We start from the raw sequence: 13,446 nt of genomic DNA, 5'->3' as shown, positions 1-13,446 counted from the left end.
TACATTTTCTAAAAGAGTTTACCAAAAAAATTTATTGGTTTTTAAAAATTCTGATAAAACTACAATTAATAGCTACAGCTTTCTTCATTATAAAATAAAATGAAACATTTTTATAAAAGTTTGAAAATAAAAGCGATCTTACACAATGGCTTTTTGAAGTTTAAACAAATGCCTTCAAATTGCTTTGTGAGTGGTTTATACAGTAGCCATAATTCAAAGACTTAATTTTCACACAGGCTGTAACATCTATACCATTTCTATTTGAACAAAATTAGTTTTCCTCATAAATTAAGCATGACTATGAGAGAGTTTTGTTGCCAGTAAGAGCTTGACGGTTCATTTCAATCATCGCATCGCGGAGGTGTTGTTTAATTTTTGTGCCAATAATCATCCCAAATAAGGGAGCAAGTAAGCCAGACATGGCTACCGTATGACGAATTTTGTTTTTTAAAAAGCCAGACTCTGTTGAAAGAACATATTCATGATTAAAACGGATATGCGTAAAAGGAAGTTTAGCATAGTTGGAGAAGCAAACATTTTTCATAACTTTATCAAGTATAAAAGTTACTTTTGGTACTTTTTTAGGCTTCATTTGTCCTGCCGTCCCTGCTTTGAAAGCACCAGAAAGTTCTACCCATTCAAGTTCATGGTCCCAACAAGGCCAAGTTGTTACATCTTCCCACATAGCCCAAATTTGCTCAGCACTTGCTTCTGTATTAATTTCCTCTCTATGTATCCATTTAAACATGAAAGTTCCCCTTTATTTTACAATAAATTTTATTTCATGGACTAAATATAAAATATTTAGGTCAAAAGAAACTTTTAAATTTAAAAAACTTCTTTCTATTGCTGTTCAATTTTCAACAGCAATGTCATAGCAAAAAGTAAAATGATAGAAATCTATAACTTTAAATCATGCTCTCATGCAACGAATTCAAATGAACCTTTTTTGAGATACTTGATCAAAAACAAAAAATAACCAAAACAGTTGAAGTATTAGCCATTATAAATCCCCATTGCTTCACGGATTTTGACGGCATCGTAGACTGTAATTTCAAAAAAACCTCTTTGCGCCAACATTCCCCAATGAGGGTTGGTTAAAAAATTAAGACCTTGAATTTCTTTTAAGACAACAGATTGTGCGTGTTTATGAAAAATGACATCTTTTCGAAAAGGTGTGAAATGAGGCATTTGCTCGACTTGATAAATCTGATTATCCTTAAATATACCTTGAAACTCTATTGTTTGCAGAATTTGTCCAGTGCCCATTTTGCACCGTGGACAGTAAATAAAAACTTCATCTCCCTTAGATGTTTTTCGAAGAGGTCCAGCTTTACCGTGACAGACTTGCAAAAAGCCAAATTCAACTGCAATGCGTGCATGATCTCGAGAAATTACAGCTATCCAATGTTTCATTTATATTTATTTTTTCTCAAAGCGGGCAATATTTTTATACTTAAGTAAAATATCCCTTTTTAAATTATATAATAATAAAATCTATTCTCCACATTTTTAAATTACAGATACAAACTGGATAAATTAAATCGGTAAATTGCTGATAACCTGCTCACACTATAGGAAAAAAGAAAATTAGGAACAAAAGTTATCACATTTAATAGTGCAATATAACCCTTTAATGAGAAAATCTCATAAACAGTTATTGAATTAAAAACAAACTGCAGGATTACTAAATTTTCCAAAATAGACTACTTTTAGCCTATGTGCATTTAAGAAATATACTATTGCTATTAATCATCGAGTTCACATTACAATTGTCACCATTTTAGAGCACAAGACATAGAAAACTCAATGCGAGAAACAAAAATACCAAAAAGAATAAGTGTTATTTAGCATAGTTATAACTATTTGATAAACTGAATTTATAATTTTTCTAGAGCTTTTGTTGATGAACAAATACAGCTTCTAGACACATATTTAACGGTTTTAACGGTGTCATGCATTAAAATCATATAACAGTCTGAATGATAGGTGTAAGAATCTTTATTGCATTAGTTTTGTTGAATTGCCTCACAGTTAAAAGGAGTTTTTTAGGCAGTGCTCTCCATAATTAAGGTGGATCGGCTAACAATTTCTACAGCATACAATGCGTGCTTCAATTCTATAGCAAAAGGTAAATGATGAGGAGCTTTAAAATTAAAAGTAACAACTTATCATTTACTAACTTTGCTGGTTAAATGGTGCCGCATGCCGGATTCGAACCAGCGACCCCATCATTACGAATGATGTGCTCTACCAACTGAGCTAATGCGGCATGGGTTATACATTAATTAAACAAAAGTTAGCTTGAGCGTAATAGCCAAAAGTACACACAAAAGCAAGTATGCATTTTTTTCAATAATTTATAAGATATGCTCATTATTGAGGAAAGAGGAGGCGAGGGTAAAGGTTAAGAACAGAACAATATTTTTTATCTTGATTCTATAAAATACGTTTCAATTTATCACCGCATTCAAACTTAAAAGCTGGTATGAAAAGTGCAGCCTTAGGGGGAAAAGCAATGCTAGTATTGCCTCTTAAGATAAAAATACGAGCTGCTTCTATAGAAAAAAAGAAATTTATTTGGATAGAAAGTAGCTTAATAAATTTAAGTACATCTTTTTATTTTAGGTGGAGTAAGAGTTATGTTGAGTGAAAATCTGCTTATGAACTAGAAATGAAGATAGCTCATCAAGAAAAGTTTAAATGAGATATCGAGAAAATTAGATGTTTCGACGAAGCAATTTTAAGATTTGGAAGAACGAGGGAGCTAAAGCCATTATTTACTGTTTTCTCGTTAATCGAAATATCAGAAATTTTAAAAATCTTTAAATTTTTCTCAGTAATTACTTTTTGAATTTTTTATAAAATATCATAGGTAACAAGCTGCAATTAATACAATATTTTTTATTATATTACAATCGTTTACTGTTCATTTTTTTAAGAATCTATTTTATTAAATATGTAAGGGTAATTTTATAAGTTTTATAGTTTTTTTATTATTTTGATCTTATAAAGAGTGCTGATATTCTTAAGAGGTATTTTCTGTATATGACCTATGGTGATAAAAACAAAAAAACTTTTTAAGGGGGTAAATAAAAAATCATAAACAATTTTGGCTATGCTAACATATTCTCGACTTTCTATATAGATATTTCTTGTAGCTGGAATGAAAAAGTCAATTGAGTAACAACTTGCTTTGAATTGGATGCAAATGAACTGGCTTTCCAGCTACTCTTAGCTTCCTCATTCTTTCATATAAGGGAAATTAAAGATGTGTAATATCAAATATAACATCATACATTCTGCTAAAGATGAGATGTCGTGTGTTTTTACTATTGGATATGCAGAAAAATCACTTGAGAATTACCTTAATTGTTTTATGGAAAATAATAGCAAAGCTTTGTGTAATGTTCGTAAAAATCCAATAAGTAGAAAACATGGTTTTTCAAAAAGATAATGAGAGAAAGCGGTAAGCAACATTAATATTGAACATATGCACTGCCTGAATTTGGAATTGCCTCTGAAAAAAGGCTAAATCTAAAAACACGAGAAGATTATGAATATCTTTTTGAGAGATTACAAAAATACAACTCTTAAGAATAATCTCCATGCAATAGAAAAAATTATACCAGCTTTTTTTGAATAAAAGGCATGTTGCAATTGCTTATTTTAAAACTGATGTATGCATGTCTCATCGAGGAAAAGTAGCCTTGAAGCTCTTACACAACTAAAAGGTTGGAAATATGAAATGAAACATATCTAACAAATAAACTTCCAAACTTTAAAGTCTGATGTGTTCTACGATATCTATCTCTATTCTATTCCCGCTTTTTTCTAACAGCTTTCAAGAAATGCGTGATTCACAATACGGGTGAATTGCATCTCAATGCAAGGAGAAAAGATACGGAATCTTGTCCAGTCACTATAACGCAACCAGCCATTACTCGGGCTTTAAGAGGAGAAAAAAACAAGGATGTGAACTCATAGAATAAAGTCCTCTGGTGAACTGTTTATCTATATTAAATCCGATATCCCAATACTAAATTCAGTGAGCTATCCAGACACACTTTTAGATTTGTTAAAGAATGAATATTACAAAACCGCACTCTATAAGATATAAAATTGCTATGCTTAAACCACGCCCTCTCATCTTGTCAAAGAAGTCACACGTTATGGTAAAATTATATGGTATGTGTGTATTGGTTATAGAAAATGCATTAGAATTCGTGGGACCTATGGAATGCAAGAGTTTGTTGACAACTACAAAATTGCTCTTGTCGAATTGCAAGGGCTTATACTTATTGAAGTATTTGATTATTAATAGAAATTTGCTTTAGTAAAAATTTGAAATGAGCAGGCTTAAAACCAGTTAAGTCGTAATCTACAAGATGATCGGCAGTATCAAAAAGACTCTCTACTTTTTATCGGTCTGAAAAAGAGATATTTGTTTTAATTTAGAGATTTTCATAAAAATTAATCTTCTTGCGGTATGTACAATATGTGTGAACAGGATGCACAAACAGTTTATTTTTATTGCTACAGTTAGAAAAATTAATGAATACAGGTCATTAGAGCCTCTTCATATGGCTCTGAAATGCTCTTTTTAAAGTTTTTGTCGCTCTTTATAACGAGATTTTGCAAATGATGAATAGATACTCTATGTGTGACACACTTAAGCCAGTTACTTTAAGCCTAGCTTATACCAAGCATTTTGATGTTTGTTGTTAAAAAATATGCGCATAAAATGGAGTTAAAAATACAATAAATTGGAAATAAATTATAACGAGTGGATAGATTATATCCATTATGTCTTTTATTTTATTGACTTATAGACACCTTTCTTTAAAAAGTTATGAATAAATTTATCTTTTTAAGATGATTGAAACCATGCAAGAGCAAAAAAAGAATTATAAAATTAACTATATCTTTTTTGAATTAGATGCGTATAATACAATTTGTATTTATTTTATTTTTTATAAAACACGTGGCGAGATTATAATTTCTCAAGGAGTTAAGTGCATATTATTTTTTTAGATCGTTCTAGTTCTTATTTCGTTGGGTATGTTAAAGATTGTTCAAGTAAAGCCATTTGAGGTTATTCTAGAGATACGGATGCTGGAAAATGTGAGTTGATAAAAATTTGTTATCTAAACTTTTAAGATTTGTAGGAAGGCTTTATGAAAATTATAATATTGAAGTCATAAGCAGTCTTATTCTGAATATTGGTGTGGATGTAATATAATTTGGTAAGGAAGATGATTGAGGAGAAATACTGATTTTATATTCTTGTATAGATGATGCTTCTGCAGTAACGGACAATGTTGCTGTATGTAGATGTTTTTTGTTTCTCGATTGTTTGTGAAAGGTTTGCAAGAAACAGATTCTAGCTATAAGACCAGAGACTTACATAATGACATAGTCGATAAATTTTTATTTATTGGACGTTTTTTTAAGCTTGTCCTTTTTAAAAATACATAAAGTATATTCAACTTAGGCGCGTGGTTTTTATGATGTGCTTTGTCATCTTCAGAATAAAGTTAGTCTATAGAATTTATGAAATAAACTATCAAGCCATCAGTTGTAAAAATTTGAAAGAATGCTTTCTAATTTCGAATTAGACAGAGTGGAGGTGGTTATTTTTTTAAGTTGAGAGGAGGCGGGTTACTATAGAGGAGGTAGTAATTAGTATAATCTTTTTTGCCAAGAATAAAGCGAGATAGATCTTAATCAGTCTTACTATGAAAGCTTTTTAGTTTTACTAAATCACTTCATTGTCCTGTTCTTTAGAATAGACAGATGTGAGTTTTGAATTTTTAATTCGTGTTCTAGTTTGTTGGAAATTTTTATGGGATGAAGATAATGCGCAGAATATCAAAAGAAGGATTTGCATTGATTAAAAAATGGGAAGAGTTGCATTTAAGCGCTTACAAAAATCCCAATGGTGAATGGGTAATTGGTTATGGGCATACGAATGCTTATGGTGTTCCAGAGATCCATAAGGACATGAAAATTACAGAAACAGAAGCGGAAAAAATTCTTCATCAAGATTTGAAGCAATTTGAACACGTTGTTGAAAAAACGGTTAACGTTCCTCTAAACAATGAACAATTTGCTGCACTTGTATCATTTTGCTATAATATTGGAACAGAAGCTTTTCGCAACTCTACACTCCTCAAAAAACTTAATAAAGGAAATTATGAAGTTGTGCCAACTGAATTGTTAAAATGGACAAGAGTGGGAGGAAAACGTCTTCAAGGACTTGTCAATCGTCGAGCTGCTGAGGTAGGCTTATGGGCTCAAGGTTCATATATCTCTCCAAATTATCAAAAAATAGAATCAAAAGGTGTAACAGATATTTGCAAAATAGAAGCTCTTGCACCAATCATAGGATCTTTTTCAGGGCTTGGGGGATTTTTCATAGGAAATGGTCCTGTTCAATGGGCATTCGCAGCCATTATGCTTTTGGCTGCTTTTATGGCTATGATGTATATTGTTAGGCGCTTTCATGAACAGCGTCTTTGATTTGATGAAAGAATTTATTGTTCAAAAAAGCGGCTTCAGCCGCTTTTTTTATGACTTTAGCCAAGCTTTTTAAAAAAGCCTAACCAAAAAACGAAAACAAAGGAAGCTTTTAAAATAGTAACTATACGGGCTTGATATGGAAAATGATGCTAATGTATTACTGAACTCTCTGACTGATTGCGCAATTTAATAAAGATTGCCTCTTTTTGTATTGATTAAATACCCATTTATTTAAGTCGACAAGATATCGATATAATTCACCTACATTTGGCAAGAAGCATTCTAAAGCATAATAAACAGAAAAGTTAATATCTTAAGGACTAATCATTGTCTAAAAAACTACGAAAATAATGTTTCGTTGTAATACGGAATAGCATTGATACTACTAATCCACGTGTTTATTTTAAAGAGACATCTCTTAAAGCACACCCAAGCCCATTTTACGATACCGACCGCGAATAATATAATGGTAAATCGATTAACACCATCTTTATGCTTATGAAGGAGTAAACAGATACCATCATACTATTTGCGAGCTCCTAATGTTGTTATCTGCCCTTGGCACCAGAAGCGGTCCATTATAGGTATTTTTAGTCCTTTCTCGTACAGTTTTTATCTACACACTAACCCCGCTTATCATTTGTAAGCAAATGGTTTTGATTGATGCAACATAAACAAATTTGAAATGAAAACAGTTGATGATATTAAGCTCTTTTATTCAATATACAAAACAATAAATTAATATGTTACCGTATAAAGTAGAGCATATTTATTACATTCTTAGTGATTGTTAATTTTGCTCTTATCACGGATACAATAAAAATGTCTTTGCAAACTTAAAATAGGTCTCTTCAAAGAGTTGAAATTCGATTTATAATTAATACAAATTATTAATATCTTGAGATCAATTGATATATTAGATAGTATGATTAGTTAAAAATTAAGATGAATTATGGGAAACATTATTGTAAAAAAACAAACTACCTGAAACATCTAAAATCTGATAATGCACTCCTAAATAACTTAAAATAGTCGTATTAAGAATTCTTTTACTTAATAGATTTCATTCTTTCTCAAATTTTGTCAGAATTAAAATGGATAGTTTTTTGCCAACACAAAAAGATTTACAATCTTTTTTCCCATAAACAAAATCCACTACCTTTCACTCTTAGATAAACTTATAAAACCAACATACACAAATGCACAAATTTTTATGCAGAAAATCCCCCCCTATGTATTTTATGAAATATAAAGATTCTTAATACATTAGAAAAAACTGAATATTACATTTAAATTACTTATGCTGGAAATCATTATTTACTGTACTGAATATGCATTTTTTATACAAACAATCTATAATATTTTACCTTAGTAATAAAAATGATATTCTTTTCTAATTAAAAATTAAATATTTTTTAAATCATAATCCATTCATATTATTTTAAACTTTACCAAATATGGAAAATATAGAAGCATAAAAATATGAACCTAAATTAGAACATACAGTTACTACTTTCTGAAAAATCGTTTTTACGCCTTTCCAAAAAACACCCTGCTTCCCTGGATGAGTGATTATAAAAACTTTATCTAACAAAGATAAAGAATTAACCTTCTGATTTAAAAATACATTTTTTTCCAAAACAGTAGGAGAAATAATAACAGATATTTCTTTTTGCAAAACTATACATTCTGATGCTTTGACTACTGATGAAAAACTTAAAATAATAGCGCATATAACAAAATAATATCTCATATCCATCACTTTAATTATTATATTATTTAACAAATATCCATATCGATAATATCATAATATTTATTATATGTATATATAAAATAAAAAAATACAAAAAGAATAAAAATTTTTATAAATTAATTATATAATTAAAAACTATATCTAAGCTTATAACAAATAGGATATTAATAAACAATAAATTATATTGCTTATTAAATTTATTATGGATTTTACTTTTTTAGATAACGGATAATAAAATTCTCTTGGCTATCCATTTCTTCTTATGAAAGAGAAATAAATAAACAGAGCACTTTATCATAATCATTCCTCTTTTTTATCTTAGTATACACCATAAAATCTTTCTCAAAATAGAATCACTTCTGCTTTGGCGTAATAAGAGGAGCGGTTTTTTTAATAGTAAGCGCTACAAAGGAGGCGATTAGAACTTTCAGAAAACCACCGATTAAAAAACCTAATGAACTTATTAAAACAGTTAGCAAAGGAACTTGAGTCATATAAGCCACCCATGCTATCCCGAAGGAATAGACAACTCCAATACCACCTATAGTATTTATCAAAAATAATATTATAAAATTTAGCCGTTTCCAAAATAACTCAACCATAAAACCAATAAAAAATGCGGCAATGGGAAAACTGATTAAATAACCACTTGTAACTCCTGAAAAAACACCGATTCCACCCCGACCACCAGGCAATAAAGGTAATCCAATTGCAATAAGAACAAGGAAAAGAAGTGATGCTAAAGCTCCTCTTTTTGCTCCAAGTATAGACCCTGCTAACATCGGAGCCATAGATTGAGCTGTAATAGGTACTCCCAGAAAAAAAGGAAGATAAATAGGTGGAAAAAGACTCAAAACAGCGTAAACAGCAGCAAATAGAGCAATATAGGTTAGATCTTTTGTATTCATGTACTTATTCTTTCATTATGAGACACTTTAATCAATAATATCGGCATCATAAGAACGCGCTTCCAATGCTTCAGCCACTTCTGAAGCCATTCTTATGGTTCGTATAATTAAAGGTATTGCAAGAGCGACAATGTTGGTATTAAGTCCACGTGCTTGTTGCGCTTCACGCACTTCATGAAACTTTTCGCGTAAAAGAGGAATAAACCTGATTGCCATAGAGATAACCATACTCACTTTTGATGGATTTATACCAAAACAACGAAAAGGCTTAAGCCCTGCTTCGATTGAGTCCACCATACTTGAAACTTTTGTGGTAAAAGAAATAAGTGATGATAAAGAAAAAAGAATAACAAGGCGTAGTATGACCTCTATCCCCGTAAGCCAACTGCCAAAAAGAGTTTGAAATACAAAGAGAAGAACTAAAAGAAATCCCATCGATTTAAACTGCTTTATTAAAATGATAAAAGGAATTTGGGCAACTTTATAGAATAAGAGCAAAAATAATAAAAAGAATACAAGAATAGGTACCGATGAAACCATAAAAAGCGTGGTTGTAGATACAGTAAGGAATAATAATTTGACCCCAGAGCTAAGCCTATGGATAAATGTGTCCCTTGGAATATATAAACCGATCATGACATTCTTCTTATATACTCCTTGATAGCAACAGAAGGTACATCATCAATTGCTATCTCCCCCTTATCAAAAAACAGCACTCTATCAAACTTTTTGAGAAATTCCAAATCATGCGATACAACAATCGCTGTTTGTGATAATTCTTCTATAACCTGCGTAACACGGCGTTTGTTGCGCAAATCAAGTAATGTCGTAGGCTCATCAAAAACAATATAGTCTGGTTGCATTGCCACTACGCTGGAAATGGCAACGAGTTGTTTTTGTCCGCCGCTTAATAAATGGACTGCATGATTTCTAAAAGCTTGAAGATCATAACGCTGTAAAATCTCCTCTACACGCTCCTTAATTTCATCTTTACTCAGTTTTAGATTTTTGAGACCAAACGATAGATCTTCTTCTACTAATGGTAAAACAATTTGATTGTCAGGATTTTGAAAAACAAATCCTACTTTACGCTTTACCGCCTTTGCATCCTGCTTTGTATCAAGCCCATCAACACTTACAAAACCCTGAGATGGCAATTGCAGCCCATTTATAAGACGAACAAATGTACTTTTTCCAGAACCATTTGCACCAATAACGGCAATCCGTCTTTCAGTAAGTTGTACAGTAATATTCTTCAACACACACAAATCACCAAAGACTTGTGTTACCTTATCAAATTTTATAATTCCCAAGGTTTATTCCAATCAAGCCCTTTAATATCACTCTCTCTATCGCTTAAGCTTATAGCCTAAAAATAAAAATAAGCACCATAGAGGAATAATAATAACTGCCAAACTCATATCAGGCATCTGTACAGGGATATATTCTTCAAGAAAAGACACTCTTATTCCTGCCATATCCAAAAGTTGAATCATTAATCCATTTTTCCCAAAGCCACTGAAAAACATAATGCAAAATAATAAAGCAAGAAAGCAAAGACAAAAATAGTTAGCATAAGGGTATAAAGCAAACGCATAAATAAAGTTTTCTTTCCTATTTTTATGTGCCTTTCGAAATTTCAAATGAACAATAATAATAATAGCCCAAGTAATAAGCGCCGCTGCCGTTGCAAGAGCCATAATCCGCATAAAACTATTATCGGGGACAAGAGCATTAATAACAACAATTATTGCCGTACAGAACGATGAAAAAAGGATAGCAATATAAGGAACACGAGCAGTACTCAGTTTACTGAAAATATGTGGTGCATTTTTTTTGTATAGCCAAACTATAAAGCATACGTCCATTAGAATAAATGCCACTATTGTAAACAGAAATAGCCGCCATAATAACCACAAAATTCAAAATATGACCCGCAGCGGGAATTCCTACAGTTTCAAAAATTGTAACAAAAGGACTACCATTTTTCCCAATTAAATTCCATGGACTGATTATCATAAGAACGCTGATAGAACCAATATAAAAAATTATAATTCTCCACATAACTTGACGAATAGCGGCTGGAATTGTTTTTTGTGGATTAGATGCTTCTCCAGCAGCAATACCAATAAGTTCAGTTCCACCAAAAGAAAACATGACTACAGAAGTTGCCAAAATAACCCCTATTGCTCCGTAAGGAAAAAAACCGCCGTGATCCCAAAGATAATGAACACTTGCTTGATTTTCCCCTATTCCAGTGACAATGAGAAAAATCCCAAAAATAATCATACCAATAACAGCAGCAACTTTGATTAAAGCACAACCAAATTCAAATTCTCCATAAAAACGAACATTAGATAAGTTAACTAATGTAATAACCAAAAGTACAATGAAGGATGACTTCCAATGATCAAGCAAAATCCAATGATCAAGGTAAAATCCAATCACTGTAAGTTCAGTCATGTTTACAAGAATATATAAAAACCAATAATTCCAACCTGTTATGAAGCCAGCGAACTTTCCCCAATATTTATAAGCAAAAAAACTAAAAGCCCCTGAAAATGGTTCTTCTGCAGACATTTCACCAAGCATTCGCATAATAAAATAAATGACAATTCCCCCAAAAAGATATGCTAAAATAACAGAAGGACCAGCCAATTGAATTGCTTCTGTTGATCCATAAAAAAGTCCTGTCCCTATAACGCCACCCAAAGCAATCATTTGAATATGGCGATTTTGAAGACTACGCTTCAATTCATTATTCGCATCATTAAGCACTATTTCTTACTCGCCCATAGATATTGGTTTTAATCTTTACACAAAAAGCTGATGATATCTTTAACATTTTTTTTAACAAAAATTACAAATCCACTTTTTGTAACGCAACTTCTTGTTTTTTTGTGCATTATGCGATTGTTCTGTTAAAATTATAGGAAAAAATATGCTTCGTCCTTTATTCAAATTAATGGCTTTCATTTTCGTTACATTAACAATTATAACATTTGCCATTGATAGCGTACACTCTATGAGCACATCGCATTGGACGATAACCACCTTAAATAAACTATTAGCAAATTTTCTACAAACAGATATCTATGAAATTAACCAGTCTATTAGTAATACTATACCAGCCTTTTTTTCTTCAGTTCTTATCACTCTCAGTCATTTACCAGTATGGTCTATTTTGGGTGCTTTAGCAATAGCATTTTGTGTCTTGAATCGCGAAAAACAAAAGCCTTTTCAAAAAATATCAGAAGGATATATTTGATGTTAATCTTGAAAAAATTTTTCTAAAATCCATTCTACCACACACAATCGATATACTTTAGAGAACAGTCCTTTTTAAGATAACTAAAAGCTATTTTATTCATAGACACAGATTAAAAGTGATTTGTTGACGAACATATAGATTTGCTTATGGTTGTCTTATACTTAATTTTATCAATGAGCTTGTTTACTTCATATTATATCTTGTACAGAGTGATTTTAATTTTTCGGGATGATAAAATTATCCACTCACCGAGTAGGAATGTTATGCATAAATATAATAAATTCAATATGTTGAATGCATTTATATTGTTTGAATCTCTTTTAGAATCCACACTTTTATACGTAATTCAATTGATCATTTTTTATAAAAAATTGCCCTGTATCAACAAAGCATAGAAAAGCGAATTATGATGCAAATATTATGATATATTAAACATTTAAATAAAATACGAAGAGCTATCAGCTATCATAATTTTAGAGTGTCATAGATATAATCGTTTGAAACTGTTACAACGCAAATTATATCAAAAAACACGCGTTTGTAGAAAATAGGAATTACATAGTTTTCCTCTAAATTGCGCAAAACCTTTAATGGTATTATACAGACAATGTCATCACAACAGCTATGAAATCAAAAACTCTTTGCAATGATATAATACAAGAAGTTTTTAAAAAATGTTTTAAAAGTTACAGTTTAAAGTAATGAAAACAAATTTGGATTGAATGGTTTCAGTTACCTCTATAAAGGCACTTACTTAGAAAAGATAAGCAATTCAAAACCACTGTAACACCGAAATACATGAAATTTTTCTAAATTTTTAGAAACAGCTATAATCTTTAAACAATGCTATAATCTAAACAATCATGTCCTAAAGATTGGAGTAGCTAATTTTGCCAGCTCAAAATTAAGCCGGCTAATTTGCAAAGAAGTTACGTTTATAGCAAAAATGAAAACGCGCGCTCGGTATATAATGTTCCTATCACGACGGGTTG

Annotated in this window: 8 protein-coding genes, 1 tRNA gene and 2 pseudogenes; 3 read left to right on the top strand and 8 right to left on the bottom strand. The window is 31.0% G+C overall.

Annotated elements, in window-relative coordinates:
* Nucleotides 1-298 precede the first annotated feature (298 nt).
* From BN202_RS06830 to BN202_RS06820, 3 genes are all read right to left on the bottom strand, one after another.
* Complete coding sequence (locus BN202_RS06830; protein WP_019219879.1) at nucleotides 299-748, bottom strand: SRPBCC family protein; 450 nt, start codon at nucleotides 746-748, stop codon at nucleotides 299-301.
* 248 nt (nucleotides 749-996) lie between these two features.
* Nucleotides 997-1,416 carry an EVE domain-containing protein gene (locus BN202_RS06825; protein ID WP_019219878.1) on the bottom strand — a complete coding sequence of 140 codons (420 nt, stop codon included), beginning with the start codon at nucleotides 1,414-1,416 and terminating at the stop codon, nucleotides 997-999.
* A 780-nt stretch (nucleotides 1,417-2,196) separates the two neighbouring features.
* A tRNA-Thr gene (locus tag BN202_RS06820) sits at nucleotides 2,197-2,272 on the bottom strand.
* 1,855 nt (nucleotides 2,273-4,127) lie between these two features.
* Between BN202_RS06820 and BN202_RS10505 the strand changes: the two are divergent.
* A pseudogene (locus BN202_RS10505) lies at nucleotides 4,128-4,300 on the top strand (tyrosine-type recombinase/integrase); the annotation flags it as partial.
* 1,559 nt (nucleotides 4,301-5,859) lie between these two features.
* The gene (locus BN202_RS06810) at nucleotides 5,860-6,522 is read left to right on the top strand and encodes a lysozyme (RefSeq protein WP_019219873.1); all 663 of its coding nucleotides are present in this window, start codon (nucleotides 5,860-5,862) and stop codon (nucleotides 6,520-6,522) included.
* Nucleotides 6,523-7,963: 1,441 nt separating this feature from the next.
* Here the strand turns inward: BN202_RS06810 and BN202_RS06805 are convergent.
* From BN202_RS06805 to BN202_RS06785, 5 genes and pseudogenes are all read right to left on the bottom strand, one after another.
* A complete protein-coding gene (locus BN202_RS06805) occupies nucleotides 7,964-8,275 on the bottom strand; it encodes a hypothetical protein (RefSeq protein ID WP_019219871.1) in 312 nt (103 codons plus the stop codon).
* Nucleotides 8,276-8,628: 353 nt separating this feature from the next.
* Nucleotides 8,629-9,183, bottom strand: coding sequence for a biotin transporter BioY (locus tag BN202_RS06800; RefSeq protein WP_019219870.1), 555 nt, complete (start codon nucleotides 9,181-9,183; stop codon nucleotides 8,629-8,631).
* 27 nt (nucleotides 9,184-9,210) lie between these two features.
* A complete protein-coding gene (locus BN202_RS06795) occupies nucleotides 9,211-9,819 on the bottom strand; it encodes an energy-coupling factor transporter transmembrane component T family protein (protein WP_019219869.1) in 609 nt (202 codons plus the stop codon).
* Nucleotides 9,816-10,496 (bottom strand): energy-coupling factor ABC transporter ATP-binding protein, encoded by a 681-nt coding sequence (locus tag BN202_RS06790; RefSeq protein ID WP_019219868.1) that lies wholly within the window; start codon nucleotides 10,494-10,496, stop codon nucleotides 9,816-9,818. The genes BN202_RS06795 and BN202_RS06790 overlap by 4 nt, the downstream gene beginning before the upstream one ends.
* Nucleotides 10,497-10,532: 36 nt before the next feature.
* Nucleotides 10,533-11,961 (bottom strand): annotated as a pseudogene (locus BN202_RS06785) (amino acid permease).
* 163 nt (nucleotides 11,962-12,124) lie between these two features.
* Here BN202_RS06785 and BN202_RS06780 point away from each other — a divergent pair.
* Nucleotides 12,125-12,451, top strand: coding sequence for a hypothetical protein (locus BN202_RS06780; protein ID WP_019219867.1), 327 nt, complete (start codon nucleotides 12,125-12,127; stop codon nucleotides 12,449-12,451).
* The last annotated feature ends 995 nt before the right edge of the window (nucleotides 12,452-13,446 follow it).

The organism is Bartonella florencae, assembly GCF_000312525.1.
In the GTDB taxonomy this organism is placed as follows: Bacteria; Pseudomonadota; Alphaproteobacteria; order Rhizobiales; family Rhizobiaceae; genus Bartonella; species Bartonella florencae.
Note: the sequence above shows the minus strand (reverse complement) of the source record. Positions and strands in the feature narration are given on the sequence as shown.

Bases quoted from the DNA above. Each gene is read 5' to 3' on its own strand.
- BN202_RS06810 (WP_019219873.1), top strand. From the start codon at position 5,860: ATGCGCAGAATATCAAAAGAAGGATTTGCATTGATTAAAAAATGGGAA.
- BN202_RS06825 (WP_019219878.1), bottom strand. From the start codon at position 1,416: ATGAAACATTGGATAGCTGTAATTTCTCGAGATCATGCACGCATTGCA.
- BN202_RS06805 (WP_019219871.1), bottom strand. From the start codon at position 8,275: ATGAGATATTATTTTGTTATATGCGCTATTATTTTAAGTTTTTCATCA.
- BN202_RS06800 (WP_019219870.1), bottom strand. From the start codon at position 9,183: ATGAATACAAAAGATCTAACCTATATTGCTCTATTTGCTGCTGTTTAC.
- BN202_RS06780 (WP_019219867.1), top strand. From the start codon at position 12,125: ATGCTTCGTCCTTTATTCAAATTAATGGCTTTCATTTTCGTTACATTA.
- BN202_RS06795 (WP_019219869.1), bottom strand. From the start codon at position 9,819: ATGATCGGTTTATATATTCCAAGGGACACATTTATCCATAGGCTTAGC.
- BN202_RS06830 (WP_019219879.1), bottom strand. From the start codon at position 748: ATGTTTAAATGGATACATAGAGAGGAAATTAATACAGAAGCAAGTGCT.